Origin of the sequence: Paraeggerthella sp. LCP19S3_G8, assembly GCF_052119225.1 — a bacterium.
GTDB classification, from domain to species: domain Bacteria; phylum Actinomycetota; class Coriobacteriia; order Coriobacteriales; family Eggerthellaceae; genus Paraeggerthella; species Paraeggerthella hominis.
In genome coordinates, this window is sequence record NZ_JBQKFQ010000004.1 from 159,958 (window position 1) to 186,329 (window position 26,372).

At 60.7% G+C, this 26,372-nt stretch carries 20 protein-coding genes; 5 read left to right on the forward strand and 15 right to left on the reverse strand.

The genetic code is table 11. The annotated features are described in order from the left end of the window. Positions 1–154 precede the first annotated feature (154 nt). From ACTQZK_RS06045 to ACTQZK_RS06080, 8 genes are all read right to left on the reverse strand, one after another. Positions 155–385, reverse strand: a complete 231-nt coding sequence (locus ACTQZK_RS06045; protein WP_114567992.1) for a zinc finger protein — start codon at positions 383–385, stop codon at positions 155–157. A 21-nt stretch (positions 386–406) separates the two neighbouring features. Further along, positions 407–760 (reverse strand): 4Fe-4S dicluster domain-containing protein, encoded by a 354-nt coding sequence (locus ACTQZK_RS06050; RefSeq protein ID WP_114567993.1) that lies wholly within the window; start codon positions 758–760, stop codon positions 407–409. Then, a complete protein-coding gene (locus tag ACTQZK_RS06055) occupies positions 732–3,098 on the reverse strand; it encodes a molybdopterin-dependent oxidoreductase (RefSeq protein ID WP_114567994.1) in 2,367 nt (788 codons plus the stop codon). The genes ACTQZK_RS06050 and ACTQZK_RS06055 overlap by 29 nt, the downstream gene beginning before the upstream one ends. A gap of 234 nt (positions 3,099–3,332) precedes the next feature. After that, positions 3,333–3,563, reverse strand: a complete 231-nt coding sequence (locus ACTQZK_RS06060; protein WP_181792633.1) for a hypothetical protein — start codon at positions 3,561–3,563, stop codon at positions 3,333–3,335. A gap of 409 nt (positions 3,564–3,972) precedes the next feature. Continuing rightward, positions 3,973–4,683, reverse strand: a complete 711-nt coding sequence (locus tag ACTQZK_RS06065) for a hypothetical protein (RefSeq protein ID WP_216529541.1) — start codon at positions 4,681–4,683, stop codon at positions 3,973–3,975. A gap of 87 nt (positions 4,684–4,770) precedes the next feature. Then, on the reverse strand, positions 4,771–6,462 hold the full coding sequence (locus ACTQZK_RS06070; protein WP_181792631.1) for a response regulator transcription factor: 1,692 nt from the start codon (positions 6,460–6,462) through the stop codon (positions 4,771–4,773). A gap of 786 nt (positions 6,463–7,248) precedes the next feature. Continuing rightward, on the reverse strand, positions 7,249–7,947 hold the full coding sequence (locus tag ACTQZK_RS06075; RefSeq protein ID WP_114567998.1) for a hypothetical protein: 699 nt from the start codon (positions 7,945–7,947) through the stop codon (positions 7,249–7,251). Between the two features lie 134 nt (positions 7,948–8,081). After that, positions 8,082–8,852 (reverse strand): class I SAM-dependent methyltransferase, encoded by a 771-nt coding sequence (locus ACTQZK_RS06080; RefSeq protein ID WP_216529540.1) that lies wholly within the window; start codon positions 8,850–8,852, stop codon positions 8,082–8,084. Between the two features lie 824 nt (positions 8,853–9,676). On the opposite strand from ACTQZK_RS06080, the gene ACTQZK_RS06085 reads away from it, so the two are divergent. Beyond that, positions 9,677–10,906 carry a deoxyguanosinetriphosphate triphosphohydrolase family protein gene (locus ACTQZK_RS06085; protein WP_114566877.1) on the forward strand — a complete coding sequence of 410 codons (1,230 nt, stop codon included), beginning with the start codon at positions 9,677–9,679 and terminating at the stop codon, positions 10,904–10,906. Between the two features lie 15 nt (positions 10,907–10,921). After that, positions 10,922–11,467: a phosphodiesterase gene (gene yfcE / locus ACTQZK_RS06090; RefSeq protein ID WP_441898869.1), complete on the forward strand. Its 546-nt coding sequence runs from the start codon at positions 10,922–10,924 to the stop codon at positions 11,465–11,467. 90 nt (positions 11,468–11,557) lie between these two features. Here the strand turns inward: yfcE and cydC are convergent, their stop codons facing one another. From cydC to ACTQZK_RS06110, 4 genes are all read right to left on the reverse strand, one after another. After that, a complete protein-coding gene (gene cydC, locus ACTQZK_RS06095; protein WP_441898870.1) occupies positions 11,558–15,067 on the reverse strand; it encodes a thiol reductant ABC exporter subunit CydC in 3,510 nt (1,169 codons plus the stop codon). 6 nt (positions 15,068–15,073) lie between these two features. Beyond that, positions 15,074–15,517 (reverse strand): YbaN family protein, encoded by a 444-nt coding sequence (locus ACTQZK_RS06100; RefSeq protein WP_441898872.1) that lies wholly within the window; start codon positions 15,515–15,517, stop codon positions 15,074–15,076. A 330-nt stretch (positions 15,518–15,847) separates the two neighbouring features. After that, the gene (locus ACTQZK_RS06105; RefSeq protein WP_114566880.1) at positions 15,848–17,167 is read right to left on the reverse strand and encodes a Na+/H+ antiporter NhaC family protein; all 1,320 of its coding nucleotides are present in this window, start codon (positions 17,165–17,167) and stop codon (positions 15,848–15,850) included. A 42-nt stretch (positions 17,168–17,209) separates the two neighbouring features. After that, on the reverse strand, positions 17,210–18,019 hold the full coding sequence (locus ACTQZK_RS06110; protein WP_441898874.1) for a type III pantothenate kinase: 810 nt from the start codon (positions 18,017–18,019) through the stop codon (positions 17,210–17,212). A 146-nt stretch (positions 18,020–18,165) separates the two neighbouring features. Here ACTQZK_RS06110 and ACTQZK_RS06115 point away from each other — a divergent pair, with 146 nt between their 5' ends. Continuing rightward, positions 18,166–19,878: an OPT/YSL family transporter gene (locus tag ACTQZK_RS06115; RefSeq protein ID WP_441898876.1), complete on the forward strand. Its 1,713-nt coding sequence runs from the start codon at positions 18,166–18,168 to the stop codon at positions 19,876–19,878. Between the two features lie 277 nt (positions 19,879–20,155). Further along, on the forward strand, positions 20,156–21,223 hold the full coding sequence (locus ACTQZK_RS06120) for a type IV toxin-antitoxin system AbiEi family antitoxin domain-containing protein (protein WP_441898878.1): 1,068 nt from the start codon (positions 20,156–20,158) through the stop codon (positions 21,221–21,223). Positions 21,224–21,397: 174 nt separating this feature from the next. Here ACTQZK_RS06120 and ACTQZK_RS06125 read toward each other — a convergent pair whose 3' ends face one another. Both ACTQZK_RS06125 and glf read right to left on the reverse strand, forming a co-directional pair. Beyond that, a complete protein-coding gene (locus tag ACTQZK_RS06125; protein WP_114566884.1) occupies positions 21,398–22,420 on the reverse strand; it encodes a glycosyltransferase family 2 protein in 1,023 nt (340 codons plus the stop codon). A gap of 65 nt (positions 22,421–22,485) precedes the next feature. Further along, entirely contained in the window at positions 22,486–23,700 is a 1,215-nt protein-coding gene (gene glf / locus ACTQZK_RS06130; protein ID WP_114566885.1) for a UDP-galactopyranose mutase, read from the reverse strand. A gap of 223 nt (positions 23,701–23,923) precedes the next feature. On the opposite strand from glf, the gene pta reads away from it, so the two are divergent. Further along, positions 23,924–24,925, forward strand: a complete 1,002-nt coding sequence (pta, locus tag ACTQZK_RS06135) for a phosphate acetyltransferase (RefSeq protein ID WP_114566886.1) — start codon at positions 23,924–23,926, stop codon at positions 24,923–24,925. 83 nt (positions 24,926–25,008) lie between these two features. Here pta and ACTQZK_RS06140 read toward each other — a convergent pair whose 3' ends face one another. Next, the gene (locus ACTQZK_RS06140) at positions 25,009–26,223 is read right to left on the reverse strand and encodes an acetate/propionate family kinase (protein ID WP_114566887.1); all 1,215 of its coding nucleotides are present in this window, start codon (positions 26,221–26,223) and stop codon (positions 25,009–25,011) included. Positions 26,224–26,372 lie beyond the last annotated feature (149 nt).

Genomic DNA, 26,372 nt, shown 5'->3' on the forward strand with positions numbered 1-26,372 from the left:
CGCCATGCGCATCGATAAAAGTGCCGTGCGCTTCAATCCGTAGAACCCTCTTATTCCCTTGGATCGAATTGCGCACCGCCTTGACGAGCGACATTGGAAAGGAAAAAGGGTCTCGGCCCCCTGGAGCCTGAGACCCTTTTCTGAAACAAGGCTACTAACCCTCGAGCTCCTTCAAGATCTTCTGATCCTGATTCAGGCGCTCAGACTCCGAAATGGGTTTGAACGTAGCGTTCTCGATGGACTCGTCGAGTGCTTTCTCCTTCTCGGCACCGCACTTCTTGCATACCGTTGCATCTGCGGCGTTAAAGGTGTTGCACTCGGTGCACTTCCACAAGATCTTCCCCAACGGAGGCGGACGGAATCCGCCTTTTTCCTGACGAGCCATAGCTCTCCTCCTTCAGTCCGGTTATTTCGTGAAAAGCACCATCTTGGGCTTTTCAGCCGCCTTAGCAGCCAGCTCTTCCACCGTGCCGTAGTACATTACGCCAGCCTGGCAGTGATGTACGCAGTTGGGAAGGCGGCCTTCGGCCACACGGTCGGCGCACAGATCGCAAAGATCGGTCGGCAGGGGAAGATACGTCCACTCCCACTTGCCCGTCAGATTCTTCACGGGACCATACTCGAGCGTCTTGATACCGTACTGGCCAATCGGAAGATCATGCGTCTTCTTGCAGGCAACCTCACAGGTGTGACAGTTGGTGCAGAATTCGTAGTCGATCAACAGACCGTACTTAGTCTCCTTCGAATCGGGTGTAGTCATAGCCCCCGAAACCTCCTCCCTTGGTGACGATTGCGCTCGGCGAGCAATCGTTTTCAGGCGTTACCTTGTAGCACTTGCACAGCGTGCTCTTGTACGGAGCGCCGTAGTGCGTCGGACCGTAAACGCCCATCGTGGTCAGGTTATTGCCGTTGCAGTCGAACACGCCGTACAGGTTGGGCTCGGCAGCCTCCTGCTCGGGGAACCACCAGCCATGGCGAGCACGCACGAGGTTCGGCATCAGGCCAGGAGCGATATGCGCCTGCTGCTTGCACTTGCCTCGCTTGTTCTCGAACCATACCCAGTCGCCCTCTTTGATGCCCTGCTCCTTCGCGATCTCCGGAGAGATGTCGGCGATAGCGGTGGGATGAACCTCGCGCATCGTCGGCAGCTGGCGATGCTCGGAGTGGAACAGGCCGATGTGACGGTGCCCGGAGGTGTAGATGTATGGGTACTCCTTGTACAGCTCGGGAGTACGGTACGGGCTCTCGTACGGCTCCATGTGATGCGGCAGAGGATCGAAGCCCCACACGTCGAACAGCGGAGAAGACACCTCGTACAGACCGGTCGCGGTAACGAAGCCCGGCTGACCGTCCTCGCGAAGCAGACCCTTCTTGTACTTCTCGTACGTCTCGTTCCAATCCCAGTAGTCGTAAACCTTGTGGGTAAGGTCCTCGAACGTGTAGTCAACGCCAAGGCCGTCGTCCTGAATCATCCACGTCAAGAAGTCGCGGGTGGTCTCGAACTGGTTGAAGAACTCAGGGTTGAAGCGCTTGCCAAGGTCGAGCACAAGCTCTTCGTCCATCTTGCACTCGAAGTAGCGGCCAGCCGAAGCAGTCAACGTACGCAGCGGCTGCCACCAAGAGCGGAAGGAGTCGCGCTCAACCGACATGGCGACCGGAAGAACAAGGTCGGCGAACGCCACGGCGGTCGGGGTCAGGTAGTAGTCCACCACGACCGTGTAAGGAACGTTCTTCCACGCACGGTACAGACGCGGGGCATCGCCGGACATGTTGGCGATGGGGTTGGTGCCGTGCACCCACATCATCTGAGGCGGATACGGAACGCCGGTCTCCATGGCTTCGAGCAGCAGATCGGGCGGAATGAACGGCGTGTAGCCAGCCTTGTGAATCGGGGACTGGTCGGTGCCGATACGGCGATCAAGCATCTCCTGCGAGATGAACTCAAGGCCGCAGCCGTACTTCTTGGAGCTGTTGTAAGCGTAGCGAACGAGCACGTTGCCACCGGGAACGTCGAGGTTGCCGCACAGCGCCGTGATGTCGGAGATGGCGAACGAAGCCTCCATAGCGGAGATCTGCATGTCGATGGCAAGACCCCACTGGATTGCGCCGGGGCTTGCAGCAGCGAACATACGGGCTGCGTCGATAAGATCCTGCTCGTCGATCCAGCAGATCTCGGCGCACTTGTCGGTCGGGTAGTCCTGCAGACGCTCGACCAGGTCGTCGAAGCCGTAGCACCAGTTCTCAACGAACTCGTGATCGTACAGGTCCTCGTCGACGATGACGCGCAGCATGCCCATGGCAAGAGCGCAGTCGGTGCCGGGACGAACCTGCAACCAGATGTCGGCCTTCGAGGCAAGCCATGTCAGAGCAGGGTCGACAACGATGAACTTCGTGCCCATGCGCATGAGGTCGATCAGCCAGTGGCCGACGAAACCGTCAGGGTTGGACGCCAGAGGCTCGTTGCCCCAAACGATAACCACTTCAGGCTGCTTCCAATCAGGGTTGTCGTAGCGATCCGGGTGAAGCTGGGAAGCGTCGAGGATCCAGCAATCGCCGTCCTTCATGAGGTTGGCAGTCATACGAGGCTGATAGCAGGAGTCGGCAGAGAGGAAGCCGAACGACATGTTCGGGCTGCCGAAAACCGCACGCAGGCACATGGCGCCGTGCCACATGGCGTTACGACCCGTACCGGAAAGAGCCACGATGCCCTCGGGCCCGATACCGTTGTAGTCGTCGTGAATCGTCTTGCAAATCTTCTTGTACGTATCTTCCAACCAGTCGAACGCTTCTTCCCAAGTGATGCGCTTCCACTTGTTCTCGCCCTTTTCGCCGTCGCGGAGAAGAGGCCATTTCAGTCGGTCGTTGTTGTAGATAGCCTCAACCATGTCCAGGCAGCGCAGGCACAGACGTCCCTGGTTGTACCCGAAGTTGGGGTCACCTTCGATCTTCTCAAGCTTGCCATCCTTGACGTACGTAAGCACGCCGCAGCCGTTGTGACACCCAGGTCCGGTCCAGACCGAGGTGCGGGTCACTTCATAACCATTCTCAAACCAGCGCCAGTCTGTTTTGTACAGATCATGGTTGTATTCGTTGATCATGAAAATCCCCCTTTCATTAAGAGATGCCAACTGATAGATGAAACCCTTATTCTTCAGAAGCTCCTTTTGCCCTTCCCGCCCGTCCCGTCGATAGCCTCGTTCTATCTTGGAACGCGCATAAAGCCTTGTACGATTCTCCTCTTCACTCGTCATCGGAGCTTCTTAAAGACGATCAACGCTTCCCCTGCAAACCTGCGTTCTTGCAAGCAGCGGAAACCTTCAAGCCCGCTGCAACTACGCAGTAGGAGGCTTGGGAGCGCCAGGGGCCGCAGGGGCACCGGGAGCCTTCGGAGCGCCGGGGGCCGCAGGGGCGCCACCGGGAGCCGCGGGAGCGCCGGGAGCGGGCGCCTCGGTCGGAAGATCATTCCCGCACTTTTTGCACTTGTCATTCTCGGGCGGGTTGAACGTGCCGCACGACGGGCACTTCTTCATCATGTCATCGAACGATGGTGGTCTGAAACACATGGTCGTTCCTTCCTTTAGCGACTTCTTTTCTTTGGTTCTCAACGAAGCATTTCGCAAGTCCAAGTGAATGGCATGGGGTGCATCCACGAGACGAAATTTAGCAGCCCGAAGTTGCGGCTCCCTACCCAAATCGGTATGAAAAAGGGGCATCTAGTACCATGGGTTATACGTTCTAGTACAAAGATATTGATACTTTGACCTGGCGTTTCGTCTTTACATCACCAAAGACCCCATCACGCTTCGTGCAGCAGGGAAAGAAAAGCCCGGCAGCAAGGACCATCGCTTTGACGCGTAAAAAAGGCGCCGGCGGCTCTCAGACCACCGACGCCTTTTCTGCTTGGCGCCAACCTTGGCAATCAGCTCGAGCGTCGCTTGGGCAGACTCCAGGGGAACGGACGGATCGAAAGGACTAGCCTTCGTCGACGATGGCGGTATCGACGATCTGGCGCATAGCCTTCACGCGCGCGGCAGCTTGGCACGCTTCGTCGACCTTCCCGTTCCTCTCGATCTCCGCAAGGAACGCTTCGGGGTTGTCGGCGGAAAGGTACTCGGTCAAATCCTCTTTGGCAACGGCAAGCCCTTGCCGTTCAATCAGCTTGTCAAGAACGACGTTGAGCGACAGGTTGTACGCCACGTCGGCGCGAATCTTTTGCTCGTACTCCTCTTCGGTCAGCTTCTCTTGGCGAAGATACTGGACCTTGGTCATGCCGCTTGCGAGCAGACGATCGTCGTACATGGATCGAGATGCCTCCATCGCCTCCGTCACAACGGCTTCGGGCACCTCTCCTTCCAGACGGGCGATCAGCGCATCGTTGCAGCATTGCAGCTTGTAGTTTTCAAGGCCCATGCGGGACGTTTTCTCAAGATCCTGCTTGATGGACGCCTTCAGGTCCTCCATGGTGGACATTCCCTCGAAATGATCCCGCACCCATGCGTCATCCAGATTGGCAAGCGACTTGATGCTAGACCCCTTATGAGCCGAAGCGACAACGAACGAAAACAGCTGGGCTTCAATATCCTCTTCCGTCACCGCGGGGATGGAGGGCAAGGAGATGCGAACCGGACCGTAGTCCGACAGTTCGAAATCCGCGGGATCAAGTTGAAACGTAGTGCTAGCCATCGTGTTCTCCTATCAATCGAGTGCAAGTTGCTTTACAAAAGCCGGCGCAGACGTACGGGATTTCCCTATGCCGCCTTCGCGTTCTTCTCAGTCTTTGACAGCTTTCCTTTCTCCGAGCTTCGCCCCCTGCTTTTCGATGTCTTCCCTTCGAAACGTCTCGATAAGCGTGAGCATTTCTTGCGACGAATGCACCCCGAGTTTGTGATAGATGTTTGCGATGTGGGTTTTAGCCGTATGCATGGATATGACCAGCTCCTGCTGAACGTATTCCGCATTGCGGCCCTTTGCGATAAAGAAGAATATTTCTGTTTCCCGCGGCGAGAGCTTGTACAGTTCAGCAATCCGCTGGCATGTGCGTCGCCAGGGGGAATCGACGTATCCGCCCTCGGGTTTGGCCGATTTGCCGCGCGAGGCCGGCTCGCCGTCTTCCGAGGACGCGGCTTTAACAGCCGGCGCCTGAGGCTTTTGAGACGAAGATGCACGAGCTGCGTCGTCGGCAGAGGTCGGCTCAGGCTGCGAAGCAGGCGCGGCAGCCTGCGCATCCGCTCCGTCGGAGGCAAGCTCCTCCCATTCATGGAAGGGCGTGAGCACGGTAGCCACCAGCATTGCGATCGCGACGCCGCCCACGCCGATGAGAACCAGCCATCCGTGCTGGTCCATGAAAAGCATCATCAGCTGATCGCCCACGATGCAGCCTACCGCCAAGCACAGGTAAGCCACCACGCGGCCGCCGTCGACAAGCAGCAGGGAATCGGAGCGCAGGCGCTGGGCGATCCCGATGCCGATGATCACGCCGCCGAAGTCGAACAAGTTGAAGCCCGCCAAGATGACGCATTCCGCGGTTAGGGCGCCGAAGCCTTCCCGGAAAAACGGCAGCAGCACGATGCCTACGACGAACAGCAAAAGGGAGTAGCGATGGATGGCGTCGATGGACCGGCTTTGCTTCGAATGGAGCGAGGAGGCTATGATGCACGCGCCCGCCAACGCGATGCCGACAAGAATCAGGGGGTCGTTGGCCATGAGCAGCAACGTGCCGTCGACAAGATACGCGCCTTGCAACAACCCGAACGCAAACGCATAGACCATCGTCGGAACCGATGTAAGCGCGAATTCCCGAATTGCTTTGCGCGAAAGAGGGGCAAACGCATCGGAGAAGCCAGTTGGCGGCAACGGTTCCGCCGTCCTCCAATTGGCCATCAGCGACGTAATGGCCACCAGAGGCAGCAGCACCGCTGCGATCAGGCCGATAGGTTCTTGCAGGCTGCAGACGAGCAGGGCCACCAATCCGCCGAAGATCATGTCGACGGCAAACGAGCGGGTCAGGTAGTTTGCAGCAGCTCGCACGTAATAATGCAGCCACAGGAACATCAACAGGGCTTCCGAGACGCCAAGCAGCACGACCGTGCCCAAACGAAGGGGCACGGGGAAATCCATTGTCGTGGCGGAGACGATAGTGGCAAGGGTGGCCAACGCGCCCGCAGACACCAAGAGGATCTTCGAAGGAGCGGTTCTGTTCTTGCGAAGCATGCGCTTTCCAACCAGAACCAAGATGCCGAACGTAACGGCTAGAGTCAGATACAACGTAACCTGTCGCTGAAAAAAGAGGGATGGCGCGTTGATTGCGGCGGTCCCAATGAAAAGAGGCGTGAACAAAACAAGATAGTGCCAACCGAGCAGAGCTTTGAAACCGATCATCTTGAGCGTTTTGGTATACGCCTCGTTCGCTTCCTCAACCATCTCAACTTGCTGCGAGCATGCTACACGATTATCCAACCCCATAAGCGCCCTCTTTCCCCGTGAAGCCAGCGACCCGAACCACCGGCCCATGTCATACACTTTATCCACCTACCCCTGAGGGATATATAGCCAGAAGTACTAAAACCCTCGTTTTAGTACCCTCGTCAGTACAAATGCGCCTATTCTGAGTGATACGTTTATTCGTGCGAAGCGGTGCGGTGACCGTATAGGAAAACCAATTTAGTCAATGATACCCCCCCCCCCCGCACGCACAAGGCCTATTCCAACGCGTTTCCTTGCTCGCGCGCGTGCGCACCAAAAAAATCAACAAGCACGGCGTTGTTGGATGGAGCCGTCTTCATCAGGTCTCGTCGATAGGAGAACGCACATGCCGGGAGGATGCTGGATATGCAATCCAATGTGCGGGAAATGCCAACCTGCACCCAAAAAGTCCGGAACGTGCCCGGATTGCGGCACATGCACCATCTTCGACAGGGTCGACATCGTCAACGGCGTCGATCTGCACTGCAAAAAGTGCGGCAAGGACATGAACGATCTTGTTCGGCCCCAGCCGGTTCGCTGCAACTACAGCGGCTTGATCTGCGCGTATCCCTGCGGCAAAAGCTCTTCGCCACGGCACGACCACGGCAACCAACCATGCAAGCGAAACACTCCGCCCAGCAAAGAATGGCTTGATGCGCACCCCGCCTAGCCAGCAGCATCGAGAATCGTGCGACGGCGCCGGTAAGCTCCATCGCACAGCGTCGAACGAAAAGGAAGCCGCCCTCACGGACGGCTTCCTTTTCGTTCGACGTACCGGGAAACGCGCTAGTCTTTCGCAAGCGCCTCTACGACGAAATCGCGAGACAACTCAGCGCCCGGCGTACCGGAATACTCCGTCATCAGATAGAACAGGGCTTTGCGAATCATGCTGGGAGGCTCCCCCAAACCGTGCGCAACGTAATCGATCGCTTCCTCGGAAAGCACGGGGCTTTTCCCTTCTTCGTAGTACATGGCAAGAAGGGTCCTCACGTAATCAACCAGGCCGGCACCATCGAGGGCTTCGATGCGGATTTCTTCGAAATCGTCCAAAACGCCTTCGAACTGGCTTAAATCGAATTCAGAAAGCGGTTTGTCAGACGAGATGACGGTATCCAAACCATGACGCTCGCGCTCCTGGAGCAACAACCTGCACAACATGGGTCCCACTTCTTCGTCCTCGAAGAAGCCCTCGAAGTCATCCAAGAACAAGACTTCGTGTTTTCCCAAGTCATCGAAGTAACCGTCATAGACATTTGCCCTCATGGCCTCCGGCAGTTCTTGACAGGGACGATATAGAACGCGCTTCGTGGAAAGAAGGTCCTTGTCCAGCTGCCGTGCGCGCAGCACCGTGGTCTTGCCCGATTCTTTCGGACCTACAAGGAAGAGCTTTTCCGGCTTCCCATGCGTTTGCGTGATATCGATGATCCGCTGAAAAGATTCGCGGTTACCATCTGAGAAGATAAGTTCGTCTAAGGGCGTTAACATGGGAGATCCTCTCTCAATCGCAGAATATGAAATGTAGCATCCCCATGCCAGCCGCATCGCGGTTGCTTACATACTAGCACAGAAACCGAAGGTGGGAAGAGCCGGGAGCAAGGGCCCGAGCTCATCACGGGCGATCAAGAGCCCAGAACACGCAGCGGAGAATAGGCAAGCGGAGCGGTTGCCGCTCGAGATTTCCTGGCAACGAAGCGCAGGCGCCGGTAATCCGCCACCCAACACCCACTGCTCTCATTCCACGACCGCTCCTCGCACGCTTTCTCGTAGTCCTCCAAAACAAGCTCTCTGTCTTCGGGGCGATACAAGGCCAGGCTCTTCGCGAAGCGGGACTCAGCCCACAAGCGCAAGCCGTCGCGACCGTTCTCCAAAGGCGTTGCTTTGTCGAAAGCGCTCATTGCCACAACCTCGAATCCGGCGATCTCCAAAGCACGTCGGTACGCTTTTTCTTTTGGAAAGCAGAACTGGCAAACGTAATCGCCGCTGTGCTTGCGTATCGCCTGAGCATAGCCGTCTTCAAGAGATTCCGCATTGCCGAACGCTCCCATCTCCCCCACCAGCAAACCGCCGGAAGGCAAGCAGCAAGCCACGTTCTTCAGAAGGGAAATCTGGTCGGTCACAAGGTCGAACGCTCCGTCCGAATAAACGACGTCCGCCAACTCCGGGCGCCGATCGCCCGAAGCGCGCGCAACCGTCGAAATACTCGCGACGGCAACGCAGCCGTACCGCTCCAACTCGGTCGAGCCCAAGCTCTCGTCGCATGCAACGTTCAGGATTCGAAGGGCTTCCGCCTTTTTCGCGGACAGGTTCGCAACGGCTTCCAAGACATCGATGAGGGGGCTTCCCTTCATATAGGGCGCCACCGCTTCAGCAAGATTCCCGTTCCAGTCCATCTGCCCGCTCCTTACCGTCTTGCCTCGACCTCCCCTTTCAGCAAGGAGCATAGCGAAGCCCCGACAACGCCGCAAGGCAAATGGCGCAACGCAGCTCAAAGTGGTACCCCGAGTATGACCTCATTTTGAGAAAATACCCTGATTAGCCCATGCGTCATCGCGAGATGTTCTCTATAGTCAAATCAAGCCGCACGCTGCAGCCCGCGTCTCGCATGAAGAGCACGACCCTCTGATCATCCCCGTGGTCACCCGAGCATGCTCACCCCCATCGAGTTCGAGATCCCTGCATCGTGCGGCTCTCGTTTTACGGCGGCTCGATGCAGCCGATCCCGGACGAGCCGTGCTGTCACGATTGGGACTGGCGGGACGAGACCTCGCAGCCTTGCGTTCGCACTGGCTTCGAGGGGCCGGGGGCCTGCGGGGGCGGGGGCCTGCGAAGCCGACGACCTTGCGGGGTCGGGGGCCTTGCGGGGTCGGGGGCCTTGCGGGGCCGGCAACCTTGCGGGACCGACGCCCTTCTGTCAAAACGGACGAGTTTTGCGGCGATTTTTCGCCTTGTCGGGGCTATGCCGCTACAAGTGTTTTACATCGTGCCTGATCAATGGGCTGTCACCTTGCATTATCCTTATCTGAGGACCAGCAAAACTCGTCCGTTTTGACACGGGCGCGCGAGGACGTGCGGAGGGTCGGCGCTACCGGCAGCAACAGGCGCGCGAGAGCGCCGCCGTATGCTTCGCGTGAATTTCCAGGCGAGCATCAGGAAATGATACAATCAGACTCTACTATCGATGCGATCTTCAACCTCGAATCTCAAAGGAGGACGCATGAACGAACCAGCCTCCATCCCCTACCTTGCCCTCGACAAGGACGTCGAGGCGATCATCCTGTCCGATCGAGCCGCCGGAAGGCGGAACCCGCATGCGTTCGACGACGCGGCCATCGCGCGCCGCGAGCCGAATCCGCATGACGAGGGAACCCTTACGCGCCCCGCCTTCGCGCGCGATATCGAGAAGATCATCAACGTGCCCGCCTACAACCGCTACGCGGACAAGACGCAGGTGTTCTCGTTCATCGAAAACGACGACATCTGCCGGCGCGGGCTGCACGTGCAGCTTGTCAGCCGCATCGCGCGAAACATCGGCAGTCTGCTGGGCCTGAACTGCGACCTCATCGAGGCCATCGCGCTCGGCCACGACGTTGGGCACACGCCGTTCGGCCATGCAGGCGAGCATTTCCTCAACAAGTGCTACCACGCGCAAACCGGTCGCTACTTCAACCACAACGTCCATTCCGTGCGCGTGCTCGACCAACTGTACCGGCGAAACGTCAGCCTGCAGACGCTCGACGGCGTGCTCTGCCACAATGGGGAATTCGCTCAGCAGGTGCTGCGCATGGGCCATACTGCTACGTTTTCCCAGTTAGACGAACTGGTGGAAGCCTGCAACGCCGACGAGTCCACCATCAAGACGCTGCGACCGTCCACGCTGGAAGGATGCGTCGTACGCGTGAGCGACATGATCGCCTACGTGGGAAAGGATCGCGCGGATGCCATCGACATGGGCGTGATCGATTCCCTCGACGTATTCGACAGCACGGTCATCGGCCGCGACAACGCCCGCATCATCAACAACCTGACCGTAGACATCGTGAACAACAGCTACGGATCCGACCGCATCGCCATGAGCGAAAACGTGTTCGCCGACCTCAAACGCGCAAAGCGCCAGAATTACGAGATCATCTACGAACGCGAGGGCATGGTGCTCGGAGCGGGAAACGTGGTGGAGGAAATGTTCGCGGAGCTGTACGAGCGCCTGCTGAGCGACCTTAAGGCGGGCGACGAATCGTCGCCTGTGTTCAAGCATCACGTATCGAACCTCGTAGCGAAATCCCGCACGGTGTCGGCCGAGGAATACCTGGCCACGGAGCCCAATCAAATTGTCGTAGACTACATGGCCTCGATGACCGACAGCTATTTCACGGCTTTGCATGCGCACCTGTTCCCCAAAAGCAACAAGCAAGTCTTCGGACGCGGCTACTGCGCCGATTTGAGCTGAACCGAAAGGACGCCCATGAAACTTGTCATCGCATCCGATCTGCACGGCTCGGCCGCCGCCGTGCGAACGCTTGCCAGGCGCATTGAAGAAGAGGCGCCGGACCGCATCGTCTTGCTGGGAGACCTTCTCTACCACGGACCCCGCAACGACCTGCCGCAAGGCTACGCGCCCAAAGAGGCGCTTGCCGTACTGAACCAGATGGCGGATTTCATCGTGGCCGTGCGCGGGAACTGCGATGCGGAAGTCGACCAGATGGTGCTTGATTTTCCCTGCATGGCCGATTACGCGCTGGTCGAAGCAGATGGACGCCTGCTGTATTGCACGCACGGCCACCTGCCCGGAAAATCCCCCGATGACGCTCCGGCGCTGCCGAAGGGGTCGGCGTTCCTATCGGGCCACACGCACGTCAAAACCCTTGAGGAGCGCAACGGCGTGCTGTTCGTCAATCCCGGCAGCACTTCGATCCCCAAAGACGGAAGCGCCAGCTACGCCGTATACAACCAGGGGGCGTTCACGCTCAAGAGCCTCGAAGGGGAAACGATCCGCGAGCAACGCTGGTAAACCGGCAAGACGCGAGGCGAAGCGAGAGGCGGCACAGGGCGCAACCCCGGCAGCGCCCGCATCCCGCTTCGCCTCGAGCCCCGCCGCGCGCTACGACACTCGACCTCGATCCACCGTGTACGTCGCGTCGGCCACCGACGCCGTCGACGCACGGTGGCTCACCAGCACGATGGTCTTTCCCTCGCGACCGTCAAGCAGCGCCTTGAGCACGGCCGCTTCGTTCAAGCTGTCGAGGTTCGACGTCGGCTCGTCCAACAGCACGAACGGCGCATCGTGCAAAAACACGCGCGCCAGGCCGATGCGCTGGCGCTCGCCTCCTGACAGCGTATCGCCCAATTCGCCTACCGGTGTGTCCAAACCCCGGGGAAGCCGCTCGACCAGGCTGGTCAACGACGCCTTGTCGCATGCCGCTTGCAGTTCGTCTTCCGTCGCATCCGGCTTCGCAAGCATGATGTTGTCCCGCACGGAGCCTGCGAACAGGTGGGTTTCCTGGGTCATGTAGCCCTGCATCGCGCGCAGGCTTTCCGTGTTCACGCGGCGCACGTCGGTGCCAGACACCTCCACTACGCCGCGGGTCGCATCCCAGAAGCGCATGAACAGCTTGCACAGGGTCGACTTGCCCGATCCGCTCCTGCCGGCCAAGTGCACGATCGATCCTGGCTCGATGCGCACGTCCACGTTGTCGAGCACCGCGACGTCTCCGTAGGAAAAGTCCACGCCACGCGCGCTTGCGCCCAAGAACTCCGACACGTCCGCACCGTCGAGCACATCATCGGTCTGAGGACGCTCGTCCAGAAGATCGAGAACCCGCGCGCCGCTGGCCAGCGTCTGCTGCAGCGTCGAGCCCAGGTTCGCCACCGCGATCACCGGCCCGAACGACGACATGAGCGCCGACGAGGCGACGATGGCGGCACCCGGAGAGAGCTGGCCCTTCGCCACCAGCGTACCCGCAGCCAGCACCATGACAACGTCGAGCGCCAGCACAAGCGCGTTCACGCCCGCCAAAGCGACCGAAGCGCGCCCCTTGAGGCGAACCTCGTCGCACTCCAACAGCTTCGTGCGCTCAGCCAACTCGCGCACGCGATCGCCCGCCCGCCCGAACTGGAGCGTTTCGCGCAGTCCGCGCAGGCTGTCCAACACGAACGCGTTCATCGACCCCAGCCCCTCGCGCACCGCCTGACCGCTTTCTCCGGCAGCCAGCGACGACACGAACGGAGCCACGACGCCCACCAGCGCATACGAAGCCAAAGCCAAAACGCCCAGCAACGGCGAGAACCAGCCGATGAACGCCGCCATGCCCAAGGACACCAGCAGCGCGATCAGCGCAGGCGACAGCGTATGCGCGTAGAAAACCTCCAGGAGCTCGATGTCCGACGTGACAAGCGACACAAGATCGCCTTTGTCGCGGCCCTCGAGCTTCGCCGGCGCCAGACGCCGCAGCGCAGCGAACACCTTGTCACGCACGAGCGCAAGCAGCTTGAAAGCAAGATAATGGTTGCACAACTGCTCGCCGTAGCGCAAAGGGCCGCGCGCAACGCCGCACACCGCCACCAGGACCAACGCCGTCCCAAGCCCCACGCCCTGCGGCAGCCCCGCCGCATCGGCCAGCGCGAACGCAGCCAGAACCGTAAGGAAAATGGCAGCGCCGAAGCCCAGCACGCCCAGCACCGCCGCCAGCACCATCCACGAAAGCAGCGGTTTCACCAGGCCCACAAGCCGCATCATCACGGCCAGGTGAGAGCGGCGCGGCGCAGTTGCGAACGAAGAAGCGGCCAATGACGGCGCATCTTCCGCACTCGAGGGCGTCGCTTCCCCGCCTTCGGCATCGCCCGCACCGTCATCCCCGTTCGCACCCGAAGCTTCGCCTTCGCTCGCGCTGGCGAACCGCTCCAATGAAACCTGCTGGCGCCACAAACGTGCGAACGCACCGTCACGCGCCAACAGTTCGTCGCATGCGCCCGATTCGGCCACGCGGCCATCGTCGAGGACGTAGATGCGGTCGGCCGACGCCACGGCGGACAGCCGGTGCGTGATCATGATGACGGTTTTTTCGCGCGCAAGGGCATGCACCACGCGCACGATGGCGCGCTCGCTTTCGGCATCGACGTTCGACGTCGCCTCGTCGAACACGTACACGGGCGTATCGTGCAGAAGGGCGCGCGCCAAAGCCAAGCGCTGCCGCTGTCCGCCGGAGAGGTTCGATCCCTGCTCGGTTACAGGAGCATCGAGCCCGCCCGCCGCGCGCACGAACCCGTCCGCTCGACAGCGCTCGAGCACCGCCCACATTTCGGCATCGCTTGCCTGCGGGTCGGCCATGAGCAGGTTCGATCGCACGGATCCTTTGAACAGGTAGCTTGCATACGAAACCACGGTCACGGTGCGCGCGGCCGATGCTTGCGATACGCAGCCAAGCGGCACCCCGGCCAGCTCGACCTCCCCGGTGAATCCCGCGTTGCGTCCGCACAGAACGCCCGCGAGCGTCGACTTGCCCGACCCGCTTTCGCCCACGATGCCCGTGAACGACCCCGCCGGAGCGTCGAAATCCACGTCCGAGAGAACCGTTCGCTCGCCGTCGTACGAATACCCCACGCCACGGCACGTCACGCCCGCCTGTTCCGATTCGACGACCCGCGACCCTCGCGCCGTCTCCGGCGCGTCCAGAATCGAGAACATCTTGTCAGCGGCGGCCATGCCGTTCATCGCCGTATGGAAGAACGACCCCAAGGTGCGCAGCGGAATGAAGAACTCGGCCGACAGGAAGATCACCGCAAACGCCGCGAACAGGGGAATCTCCCCGTTCGCGAACTGCACGAGCGCAACCACGATACCCACCGCCGCGCCGCCGTACGCGAACACGTCCATCACCGTAACCGAATTGAGCTGCATGCGCAGAAGGCGCATGGTAGCGCGGCGGAACGTCTCGGCTTCGTCGTTCATCAAGCGATGACGCTCCTCATCGGCCCGGTATATCTTGAGCGTGGTCAGCCCCTGCAAGTTCTCCAAGAACGATTCGCCCAAATCGGTGTACGCGCCCCAGTACTGGCGCATAGCGCGCTTGGCGATCCTCTGCACCGCGACGATGGAAAGCGGGATCAGCGGCACGCACGCAAGCAAGGCCGCTGCGGCAGGAAGGCTCAACGGCGCCAAACAGGCGAACAGCGTGAGCGGCGCCAGAACAGCATAGACCAGCTGGGGAACGTACTGTCCGAAGTAGCTTTCAAGCTGCTCGCAGCCCTCCACGCTCACCTGGACCGCTTCGGCAGTGGACACGCGCTCGGAGTACGCAGGCCCCATGCGCACCAACTTCTCGTACACCTGCTGGCGCACCTCGCGCTTGGCGGCCTGCGCAGCGGCAAGCCCGCAACGCTGCGCGCCGGCCAAACACGCCATCCGCACCGCGATGGCGGCGGCTCCCGCGCATCCCAGGCCGATCAGCCAAGAGCCCAGATCCTTCACACCCTCGAACCACGCTTGCACGAACAAGCCGATAAACACCATAAGCGCCACGTTCGCGGCGAGAGCCGCCCACTGCAGCGCGACGTTGACAACAATGGGCCCGCGCGCGGCGGGCACCATACGCAAAAGACGCATGCTGAACACGAACATCTACCTTTCAGTCGACTCGATGGGTCGCGACGGCGCATCGACGTTCGACGGCGCCGCAGGGGACGACCGGTCGGTCTTGACCACAAACCCGAAATACACGATATGCGCGATCCACACCGCAGCCACCACGATGCGGCCGACCGGCACGTTGGCCATGAGCGCGAACGAAACCCCCAGCACGACGGTAAGCGGGCCGAGCAGCAGGAGCTTCGCCTTGACGGTCATCGTGCGCTTGGTGGCGTACCCTTCGACAACCGAGCGGTAAAGCCTGGTCGAGCGGAACCACGCATTCACCCGCTCGGAGCTGCGAGCGAAGCAAAACGCCGCCAGAAGCAAAAACGGCGTCGTCGGCAGAATCGGGACCACGGCTCCAAGCGCGCCCAAGCCAAAGCTTGCAAGCCCCCCGAAAGCCCATAACCGTTGTCCGATCCTGCGTTTCTTCATAGACGAGCATCCTTCGCGTCGCACCGACCACGTCGCCCGAAACCAGACGACCCTTTGTTATCCAAAACTAACATAGATAGGATACGAGACAACCGCCATATTGTAAACCTTGGCTAATTTCCTCAACGCGAAGGACCGTGCACCGGGCGACGTTGCCAGCCGACCGGAGAAGGCGGAGCGAGGGAAAGCGGCGGCTGCGCACGTCATTGCGCAGCCGCCAAGCTCGTCAGAACCAGCCCGGCAGGGCGCGCGGCCACGAGTCTGAAACGCAAAAAAGCCGCGCCCTCCGAAGAGGGCGCGGCGTCAGGCACGTTTCACGAAGGTGAATCTTTACGCGTTGTCGACCTTTTTCTCAGGCACGAAAAAGATGAACACAAGCGAGCTGATCAACAGCAGGAACGGGTAGAACAGAAACGGAATGATCTGGAACGCCGACAGCGCATATCCCAGCTCAGCCGTAGCCGAAACGGCCACGAGCATCTGCGCGCCGTACGGGATGACCCCCTGGAACACGCAGGAGAACGTGTCCAAAATGGACGCGGTCTTGCGCGGCGTGATGTCGTACGTCTTCGCCATGTCGGCCGCGATGGGGTTCGCCATAACGATGGCGACCGTGTTGTTCGCCGTGGCGATGTCCATAGCGCCTACCAGCAAGCCCATGCCCAGCTGACCGCCCTTCTTGCTCTTGAACAGGCTCTTGATGCCGTTCAGCAAAGCGGTGAAGCCGCCGTACTCGCGAATGAGGGCGCAAATCGCGCTTACCAGCACGGCCACCATGGTGGTCTCGAACATGCCGGCGGCGCCCGAGCCCATGTTGGCCAGCAGGTCGGTGGGAGCGGTCGCCCCGGTTGCCATCATGATGAGGGAGCCGGACACAATGCCCAGCAGCAGCACGATGAACACGTTGATGCCCACGATGCCGCCGATCAGCACGATCAGGTACGGGACAAGCTGGATCAGATCGTACTCATGATGCACGGTCCCGCTGATGTCGGCGCCCAGCGACAGCACCAAGATGATGACCAGCGTTGCAATGGCAGCCGGCAGGGCGATCTTGAAGTTCTCGCGAAACTTGTCCTTCATCTGGCAGCCCTGGCCCTGGCACGCCGCGATGGTAGTATCGGAAATGAACGAGAGGTTGTCGCCGAACATCGCGCCGCCCATGACGCTGGCCACGCACAGCGGCATGTCGAACCCCGAGGCAGCGGACACGGCCACGGCGATGGGCGTGATAAGCGTGATGGTACCCACCGACGTTCCCATGGACAGCGACACGAAGCAGCTGACCACGAACAGAACAACCACCGAATACTCAGCGGGAATAACGGAAAGCAGCAGGTAGGCGACGCTTTCCGCGCTATCGCGTCCAACGGTGCCCACGAATATGCCGGCAGCCATGAAGATGAGGATCATGGTGACGATCGTCTTGTCCCCGATGCCGCGGCCCATGATGACAAGCTTGTCGTCGAAGGGAAGCTTGCGGTTTTGGAAGCAAGCCACCATCAGCGCGATCAGGAAGATCACCACGATGGGAATGTTGTAGAACCCCATGGATATGCCCAAAACGTACTCGAACAGCACGCCTAGGCCCAGATACAGCACGAGGAACACCCCGATGGGCAGAAGCGCCTTCACGTTCCCCTTTTCCATGCACGAACCCCTTTCCAATTGGAACAATCCGCTTATTGTACCCTAGCAACGCCGATTCAGGCCGTGCAATATCCCCAAACCGCGCAAGGTCAAGTGCTCGTCGGCGCAGGTCACGCGCTGCGAAAGCGCCGCCATCGTCTGCGCGTCCTCGCCCGTGGCAACAACGGTCGTCTGGTACCCCAGCTCGCGCCACACGGCGTCCACCAATCCGTCGATGCGAGCCACCTCTCCTATCACGACGCCCGACTGCATGGCTTCGCGCGTGTTCTTCCCGATCACCGACGCCGGCGTGCGAAGATCCACGACCGCCAGCTGAGCAGCCGCATCCGATACCGCCCGTGCAGAAAGCTTCAGACCCGGAGCGATGATGCCGCCCACGAACACGCCCTCGGCGTCGACCACCTCGAAGTTGGTCGTCGTGCCCAAATCGACCACCAGAAACGGCGGCTCGTACGCAGCCTTCGCGGCGGCAAGGTCGGCTACGCGGTCGGCCCCCAGCTCGCCCGGATCGTTGTAGCGCATCTTGACCCCCGTCTTCAAACCGGGGCCCACCACAACCGGCCGTCTTCCCGTCAGGCTCTTCACGGCGGCAGTCCACGCGTCCGTCAAACCGGGAACCACCGACGCCACGATGCCGTCGTCAACGGAAATGGGATTGTCGAGCGTCGCCAGAAACGAGGAAATGCGAACGCGAACCTCGTCGGCCGTCATGCGCTCGTACGTTGTAGCCGTCCAGGTAGCCGTCAGCTCGCCCGATTCGAACAAGCCCAGATTGGTCACCGAATTCCCCACGTCAACAGCCAACACCGACTGAGGCGCGCGCGTACGCTGCCCGGCTCGACCCTCGCCCATAGAAGCCGCCTTCCTTCATGAATTACACAATCACGCGAATTTAACGATACTCGTCGCGCGCCGCACCGATTATACTGTACGCGTCCGATCAGTAACCCGACTTCCTAAAACGCAAGGGGAAGCGGATATACGAAAAGGAGAAGGATATGGACTCTGTCAAAGGGCAGCTGACGCTGCGCGGCGTTCTCATAGGCTGCGTAGGCTGCGCCATCATCACCGCGGCATCGGTGTACACGGCCCTCAAAATGGGGGCGCTCCCCTGGCCCATCGTGTTCGCGGCCATCATCTCGCTGTTTTTCCTGAAAGGCCTCGGCCGCGGAAAAGCCAGTCTCAACGAAGCGAACGTCACGCATACGGTTATGTCGGCCGGCGCCATGGTAGCGGGCGGCCTCGCGTTCACCATCCCCGGCATCTGGATGCTGGGCTATGCCGACGAAGTGGGATGGTTCGAAATGCTCCTGGTTGCGCTGTCCGGCGTGATCCTGGGCCTTATCTGCACCGTTATGCTGCGGCGGCACTTCATCGAAGACGCCGATCTGGAATACCCCATCGGAGAAGCGGCTGCGCAAACGCTCATCGCCGGCAACGCGGGAGGCAAGGTGGGCCTCAAGCTGTTCGGCTCCATGGGCCTTGCCGGCGTCTACACCGCGCTGCGCGATTTCTTCGGCGTGATTCCGGCCATGCTGTTCGGCAACGTAGCCGTTCCCGGCGTTGCGTTCGGCATCTACAACTCGCCCATGCTCTTGGCCGTAGGCTTTTTGGTGGGCACGGGCGCGGTGATCGTATGGTTCGCCGGCGCGCTGTTCGCGAACTTCGGCATCATCGTAGGCGGATCGGCAGCCGGACTGTGGGACGTCGCGTCCGGGCAGGGCATCGTGTCCAGCTTGGGCATGGGCGTGATGATGGGCGCCGGCCTGGGCGTCATCTTCAAGAACATCCTGCCTAAGGCATGGCAGATGATCAAGAACACGAAAGGCTCGCTCACCGTGGCCGCCAGCCCCGCGCCCTCGAACCTTTCAAGCGACGACCCGGCGGCACGGCGCCGCATCCGCCTAAGCGCGGGCATTGCCGCATGCGGCGTGGCGGCCGTGGCGCTGCTCATCTGCTTCGGGCTGCAGCTCGGCCCCGTGCCCGCCGTCATCGTAGTGGCGCTTGCCTGGGTGGCTACGGCCATGAGCGCGCAAAGCGTCGGCCAAACGGGCATCGATCCCATGGAGATCTTCGGACTTATCGTGCTTCTGGCCGTGGCGGCCGTATCGAGCGTGCCGCAGGTTCAGCTGTTCTTCGTCGCGGGCATCGTAGCCGTCGCATGCGGCCTGGCCGGCGACGTGATGAACGATTTCCATGCCGGCCACGTGCTGGGAACCTCGCCGAAAGCGCAGTGGATCGGCCAGGCGATTGGCGCCGTGCTGGGCGCGATCGTGGCCGTGGCCGTCATGGCCGTGCTGGTGAGCGCCTACGGGCCGGAGTCGTTCGGGCCCACCGGATCGTTCGTGTCGGCGCAGGCTTCGGTCGTGGCCACCATGGTGTCGGGCATCCCGTCCGTACCGGCGTTCGCCCTTGGACTTGCGGCGGGATTCGCGCTCTACCTGCTGAACTTCCCCGCCATGATGCTGGGCTTGGGCATCTACCTGCCTTTCTACATGTCGCTTACGGCGTTCATCGGCGCCATGGTCAAGGTGGTCTACGACGCCGTCTGCAAGCGTCGCCGCGCCAAGCTCTCCCCTGACGAGCGCGCCGCGAAAGAGAAGGAGCAGCAGGAGACCGGTCTTGTGGTGTCGAGCGGCGTTCTGGGCGGCGAGTCCATCGTAGGCGTGCTGGTGGCATTCGCCGCCGTGTTCGCCGGAATAGGCGCGTAACGCCGAGCACACAGCAACGACGCGACCTGCGGCATCGACATCGCCGCAGGTCGCGAACCACCGGCTGCGGCTGCGACCCGCAACCGCAGCCGGTGGTCGCGGGTCGCGCTCGCAGGTCGCAGCCCGCATTGTCGCCCGAAACGTACGGTTTTCTCGCCGAAACCGTACGTTTCGGGCGACAATGTTCGTCTTGCGAACCGAATGTCCACCATCCGCCCGCGCTGATTCTGTGAGATGATAGGTCAAGGTCTCATAGGGCGAATGATGGTGAGATGCGATGAAAGCCAATGATGCAGAACTTGCCGGGCTGCTCTCGCAAGCCGAGCGTGCAGGAAAATGCCTGGTTCCCTCTTGCGATCGCGTTCGGGCGATCTTGCGGAGGCGCGCCGAATGCGGCGCGGTCGTTCGTCCGATGCGAGGCGTGTATGCAAGCTCGGCGTGCTGGAATGGGCTTTCGAGGTTCGATCAGGCGCTCTACGTGCTTCGCACCGTGCAGGAGCTGCATCCGGATTGGGTTTTTTGCCACGAATCGGCTGCCGTTGCGTTCGGCCTGTCCGTTTCGTACAGCAGCCTGGACGTGGTTCACGTTGCAACGTCCCGGTCGAGGCGCAACGTCAGCTCGACGAGCGTTCGATGGCATGTGATTTCGGGCGACGAACCCGTGGTCGTTCGCGGGCTTCGGGTAACGTCGCTTTCACGGACCGTTTTCGACTGCATGCGCACTTCCGGCTTCGAGCAAGCGCTTGCCGTTGCCGATAGCGCGCTGCGCATGAGCGGAAAACCATCGAGCTGGTTCGTTTCCCGCTTCAAGCGCTTGGGAAGCGGCCATGCGCATGTTGCCGATGCCGTTCGCACGATGTACCACGCCGACCCTTTGAGCGAAAGCGGGGGCGAATCCATTGCGCGCGCCGTGATGATCAGGCAGGGCTTCGCGCTTCCCGAGCTTCAGGTCGCTCTGCCGCAGCCCTTGCATGCGGGACGGTTCTATCGCGTCGATTTCCTTTGGACTCGCCTGGATGGAGGCAGGGTCCTCGGAGAGTTCGATGGGATGCAGAAATACGAGGATGCGGAGTTGCTCGGCGGCCGGTCTTCGTTGCGGGCGCTTGCCGATGAGCGTCATAGAGAAGCCCAGATTACGCTGTACGGCATGCCTATCGTCCGATTTTCGTGCAAGGACGTGATGGACCAGGCACTTTTCGTGAAGCTGCTCGAAAGGTACGGGATTCCTCGCAGCACCGAAACCGCTCTTGCCGAGCGGAAGTTCGAACGCTCCCGCTCGGATTCGGCGCAGGTTTTCACGGTGCGCAGCTTCGAGGACGGCCCTTTCGAGCCTTTTGGCGCCTAGCTCAGGAAATTGTCGCCCGAAACGTACGGTTTCGGCGAGAAAACCGTACGTTTCGGGCGACAATAGGTCACGAGGATCGGGAGCAGGGACCGACGGACGCGGAACGGGAAGACGCCGATCTCGGGACGAGAACCGAACCAGAAAGCAGAAAGCGGGCCGAAGCCCGCTTTCACGTTAGTTGAACTTGAAGATCTTCTGGGCCATGCGATAGCCGGTGATGCCGATCTTGCGGCCCAAGCCGGTAGGCAGGTTCGTGCCCATGTTGAGCGCACTGCGGCGGATGCGGCGGTACACGTCCGAATCCTGGCGTTTCAGGTAATCCCAGATGGCCTCGCGCTTGTCCTCCGCCTCATCGGTGTCGATCATGCGCAAGAAGATGGAGCAGATGCACATCATCATGGACAGGTAGTTCTCCATGTAGCGCTCAAGACGCTTCTCGGGCACGTCGTCGGGCAGGCGCACGGCGTCTATCATGGTACGCGTCACGCGCAGCTGCTGATCGATGCGCCCGATCATGACGCTTTCGTTCACGCTCTGGTCTTCGCGACCGATAAAGTACCGATACATGTCCAGATCGCGATAGTAGATGGTCTTGACATGCGGCAGCGGAACGTACACGAAGATGTTGTCCACGTAGAACGTGTGCTTCGGCAGCTCCAACCCGATATCCTTCAAAAGCTGGGTGCGGTAGATGACCGAATGCATGAGCAGGTACTGGCTGGGCAGGAAGTGACCCACGTCGGCCCAACCGAACACGCGCCCCTCGGGAAACACGTTGCGGTAGTGCATGACGGTGCGCGACCCCTCGTGCACCTTCTCGTACACGTAGTTGCCGATTACCAGGTCAACGGCGTTTTCCAGCTCGCACTGGAAGCGCAGGTAGCCCATGATCTCCGACATGGCGTGCTCGTCGAGCCAGTCGTCGGAATCGACCACCTTGAAGTAGCGCCCCGTCGCGTTCGCAAGCCCCGTGTTCACCGCCTGGCCATGGCCGCCGTTCTCCTGATGCACGGCACGGATGATATCCGGATACTTCGCCGCCCAGGCGTCGGCCTTGGCGGGCGTCTCGTCCTTGGTCGAGCCGTCGTCCACGATGATGATCTCGATATCGTCGCCGCACTTCAGAATGGATTCTATGCACTTGTCCATATACGCCGCCGAGTTATAGCACGGAATGGCGAATGAAATGGTCTTCATGGTTCCTATCCCCGTCGTCTTGGTAGAGCGCGGCGGGAGCGTACCCGCCGCGCAATCGATGCCTGTTACCCCGCCAGCTGATCGGCCAGCGCAAGCGCGCGGCCGATGATGACGTCCATATTGTAGTAACGATACTCGGCCAAACGACCCAGCGGGTAGAAGTTCGCAAGCGGCTTGGTCAGCGCAAGATAGCGCTCGTAGTGAGCGTTGTTCTGGTCGTTGATGATGGCGTAGTACGGAATCTGCTTCTTCGGATCATCGTAGGAGTGGCTGTACTCCTTCATGATGGTGGTCTTGGGAGCCGTCTGGCCCGTCAGATGCTTGAACTCGGTGATGCGCGTGTAGTCCTCGGTCACGGTGAAGTTCACCGTTCCGCACGGAAGGACCTGCTCTTTGTCGTGCGTTTCGTACACGAAGTCCAAGCTGCGGTACGGCAAGCGCCCGAAGCGCGAGAGGAACAGCTCGTCAAGCGGCCCCGTATAGACGATGGGACCCTCGAACGCCTGATCCTTGACGTTAATAGCCGTGAGCGGAGCGTTCTCGTCGCCGCTCTCGAACTCCAGGTCGAACACGCTTTCCGCTTCGGTGTTCAGGCATACCACGATGTTCTCGTGGTCGAGCATGCGCTCGAACAGCGGCGTATAGCCGTCTGCGGGCATGCCCTGGTACGCATCCTGGAAATAGCGGTTGTCGCGCGACACGAACACGGGCACGCGCGCGGTCACGCTGGGATCGACCTCTTCGGGCGTGAGGCCCCACTGCTTCTGCGTGTAGTAGAGGAAGACGTTCTTGTAGATGAAGTCGGCGATCTCGGTAAGCTCGGGATCGTCCTGCGCGCGCAGCTCGTTGATGGTGACCTTGCGCTCGTCGCCGAACGTCTCGATCAGCTTTTCGGTCAGCTTGGCAGCCTTCTCCTGGCCGAACGCGATTTCCATCGAGTTCTTGTTGAACGGCACCGGCATGTACGTGCCGTACCAGTCCGCCAGAACCTCGTGCTGGTAATCGCGCCAATCGGTGAAGCGGCGCACGTAGTCGAAGGCGCGCTTGTCGTTGGTGTGGAAGATATGCGGCCCGTAACGGTGCACCAGGATGCCCGCTTCGTCCGCCTCGTCGTACATATTGCCGCCTATGTGGCCGCGCTTCTCGATGATGAGAACGCGCTTGCCGGCGCGCTCCGCCAGCTCGCGCGCCACCACGCTGCCGGCAAAACCGCTGCCCACAACGATGACGTCGAAATCAGACCTGTCCAGATCAGTGAACTTCCGGTACTGCACACCCATGAAGCTGCCTTCCTTGTCCTTCCCGCCGGCTCATCTGCGCCTGCGAGGGAATCCTATGGTTGAGACGCGCGCTTTGCCGCGCCAAATATGCCGCACGTTATTTTACCGGGAAGGGTCGGGGCTGCGTGGATTATCATATAAAGTGGATAAATTCGGAAACGAATGCGAGCGCGGCCGCAGCGCTGGAAGCGGCAATTTGATACTTGATCGTAAGGACGGTGCCATGAGTTCATTTCTCGATTCCATGCTCGCCCGAGCCACGGAGAACAAGCAAACCATCGTGCTCCCTGAAGGCGACGACGAGCGTACGCTGGCGGCTGCGGAGCGCATCCTGGCCGACGGCGTGGCCGACCTCGTCATCCTTGGCGACGCGGCCGCCATCGAAGCCTCCGCATACCGACTCGACGGTGCGCGGATCGTGGACCCGCGCACGTCCGAGCTGCGCGCCGAGCTTGCAAGCCAATTCTACGAGCTGCGCAAAGCGAAGGGCATGACCCCCGAAGCCGCCGACGAGAAGCTGAACGACGTGCTGTACTTCGGCGTCATGATGGTGAAGGCCGGCCTTGCCGACGGCATGGTGGCCGGCGCTTGCCACTCCACGGGCGACGTGCTGCGCCCCAGCCTGCAGATTCTCAAGACCGCACCGGGCGTGAAGCTGGTCAGCTCGTTCTTCATCATGGTGGTTCCCAACTGCGATTTGGGCCAGGAAGGAACCTTCCTGTTCAGCGACTGCGGCCTGGAAGTGCAGCCCGACGCCGAAAAGCTGGCGCATATCGCGGTGAACTCCGCGAAGTCGTGGAAAACGCTCATCGGCACCGAGCCCACCGTGGCGATGCTCTCGCATTCGTCGTACGGCTCGGCGAAGAACGACGACGCCGCCAAGGTGGTCGAAGCTACGGCCATCGCCAAGGAGCTGGCACCGGAATTGGCGCTTGACGGCGAGCTTCAGCTTGATGCTGCCATCGTTCCCTCCGTGGGCGCATCGAAGGCTCCGGACTCCCCCGTTGCGGGCCGCGCCAACGTGCTGATCTTCCCCGACCTGGACGCCGGCAACATCGGCTACAAGCTGGTGCAGCGCCTGGCGCGCGCCGAGGCGTACGGCCCGGTGACGCAGGGCATCGCAGCCCCGGTGAACGACCTGTCGCGCGGATGCACCGCCGACGACATCGTGGGCGTCATCGCCATCACCTGCGTGCAGGCCCAGGCGAAGAAAGCCGCCGAATAACCTACCGGAGCAGCACCTGCAAGCACCCGACAAAAAAGGCGACCCGTAGGTCGCCTTTTTTACCGTCGATTGCACCGAACGCGCTAGATCAGCGGCTCGTTCGCCTTCTCGTGCACGATGTCGAAGGTGTCGCGAGCGATCATGTACTCCTCGTTCGTGGGAATGATGATGATCTTCACCAGCGAGCTGTCCGTCGAAATCTCGCGCTCGAAGCCGCGCTGGCGGTTGCGCTCCTCGTCCAGGACGATGCCAAGGGGCTGCAAGCCCGAGAAGATCATGCGGCGCATCTTCTCGCAGTTCTCGCCCACGCCCGCCGTCAACACGATGGCATCCACGCCGCCCATGACGGCGATGTACTGGCCAATGTACTTTTTCACCGAGTTCGAGTACATGTCGTAAGCCAACTGCGCGCGCTCGTCGCCCTGCTCGGAGGCGTCGCGCACACTGCGCAGGTCGTTCGAGATGCCGGAGATGCCCAGAAGACCCGACTTCTTGTTCATCAAGTCGTTCATCTCGGCGCCGGTCAGGTTCTCATGCTCCATGACGAACGGCACGATGGCAGGGTCGATCGCTCCGCAACGCGTGCCCATCATGAGGCCATCGAGCGGCGTGAGCCCCATGGACGTGTCCACGGCCACGCCGTGGTCGATGGCGCTGATGGAGCAGCCGTTGCCCAGGTGGCACGTGATCAGCTTGAGGTCCTCGATCGGCTCGTCGAGCACCACTGCCGCGCGCTCGGAGATGTAACGATGGGAAGTACCGTGCGCACCGTACTTGCGGATGGCGTACTTCTCGTACAGCTCGTAAGGCAAGGGGTACATGAACGCCTTCGGCGGCAGCGTCTGGAAGAACGACGTGTCGAATACAGCCACCATGGGCACGTTCGGCATGTGCTTTATGCACGCATGAATGCCCATGAGCGCGGCGCCGTTGTGCAAAGGAGCAAGCTCCGCCAACTCGTCGATCTTCGCGATCACCTCGTCGTCAATGAGGACGGACCGGTCGAAGTACTTCCCGCCCTGCACGATGCGATGTCCAACGGCGTCGATTTCCGAAAGGGAATCGATAGCCTTGGTAGGTCCCTCGGTCAAAGATTCGAGCACCAACGCCATCGCGTCGTCATGATCGGCCATTTTCGCATCGATGACCTGCTCGTTCTCGTCAAGACCATGCTTGTGAAAAGCCTCGGCGGAACCCACGCGCTCGCAGATGCCCTTCGCCAAAAGCTCATGCTGCTCAACGTTGACCAGCTGGTACTTCAAGGAAGATGATCCCGCATTGATAACTAGGACGTTCAACGATCTGCCTCCTTATTTACTATTCCCAAGGGATATATTTTAGGCGCATGCGCAAAAGGCCGTATTCAAAGGAGGCGTCCTATCGGCAAGCGGCGCGCCGTTCACCGAAAACAAAGCCGGGCCTTTATGCCGGATACAGCAAGAGCCGG

What these genes read in the sequence shown, in the direction of transcription:
- ACTQZK_RS06055 (WP_114567994.1), bottom strand. Translation starts at nt 3,098, where the DNA reads ATGATCAACGAATACAACCATGATCTGTACAAAACAGACTGGCGCTGG.
- ACTQZK_RS06085 (WP_114566877.1), top strand. Translation starts at nt 9,677, where the DNA reads ATGAACGAACCAGCCTCCATCCCCTACCTTGCCCTCGACAAGGACGTC.
- ACTQZK_RS06065 (WP_216529541.1), bottom strand. Translation starts at nt 4,683, where the DNA reads ATGGCTAGCACTACGTTTCAACTTGATCCCGCGGATTTCGAACTGTCG.
- ACTQZK_RS06075 (WP_114567998.1), bottom strand. Translation starts at nt 7,947, where the DNA reads ATGTTAACGCCCTTAGACGAACTTATCTTCTCAGATGGTAACCGCGAA.
- ACTQZK_RS06125 (WP_114566884.1), bottom strand. Translation starts at nt 22,420, where the DNA reads ATGAAGACCATTTCATTCGCCATTCCGTGCTATAACTCGGCGGCGTAT.
- glf (WP_114566885.1), bottom strand. Translation starts at nt 23,700, where the DNA reads ATGGGTGTGCAGTACCGGAAGTTCACTGATCTGGACAGGTCTGATTTC.
- yfcE (WP_441898869.1), top strand. Translation starts at nt 10,922, where the DNA reads ATGAAACTTGTCATCGCATCCGATCTGCACGGCTCGGCCGCCGCCGTG.
- ACTQZK_RS06080 (WP_216529540.1), bottom strand. Translation starts at nt 8,852, where the DNA reads ATGGACTGGAACGGGAATCTTGCTGAAGCGGTGGCGCCCTATATGAAG.
- ACTQZK_RS06105 (WP_114566880.1), bottom strand. Translation starts at nt 17,167, where the DNA reads ATGGAAAAGGGGAACGTGAAGGCGCTTCTGCCCATCGGGGTGTTCCTC.
- ACTQZK_RS06060 (WP_181792633.1), bottom strand. Translation starts at nt 3,563, where the DNA reads ATGTGTTTCAGACCACCATCGTTCGATGACATGATGAAGAAGTGCCCG.
- ACTQZK_RS06115 (WP_441898876.1), top strand. Translation starts at nt 18,166, where the DNA reads ATGGACTCTGTCAAAGGGCAGCTGACGCTGCGCGGCGTTCTCATAGGC.
- ACTQZK_RS06110 (WP_441898874.1), bottom strand. Translation starts at nt 18,019, where the DNA reads ATGGGCGAGGGTCGAGCCGGGCAGCGTACGCGCGCGCCTCAGTCGGTG.
- ACTQZK_RS06120 (WP_441898878.1), top strand. Translation starts at nt 20,156, where the DNA reads ATGAAAGCCAATGATGCAGAACTTGCCGGGCTGCTCTCGCAAGCCGAG.
- ACTQZK_RS06070 (WP_181792631.1), bottom strand. Translation starts at nt 6,462, where the DNA reads ATGGGGTTGGATAATCGTGTAGCATGCTCGCAGCAAGTTGAGATGGTT.
- ACTQZK_RS06100 (WP_441898872.1), bottom strand. Translation starts at nt 15,517, where the DNA reads ATGAAGAAACGCAGGATCGGACAACGGTTATGGGCTTTCGGGGGGCTT.
- ACTQZK_RS06045 (WP_114567992.1), bottom strand. Translation starts at nt 385, where the DNA reads ATGGCTCGTCAGGAAAAAGGCGGATTCCGTCCGCCTCCGTTGGGGAAG.
- pta (WP_114566886.1), top strand. Translation starts at nt 23,924, where the DNA reads ATGAGTTCATTTCTCGATTCCATGCTCGCCCGAGCCACGGAGAACAAG.
- ACTQZK_RS06050 (WP_114567993.1), bottom strand. Translation starts at nt 760, where the DNA reads ATGACTACACCCGATTCGAAGGAGACTAAGTACGGTCTGTTGATCGAC.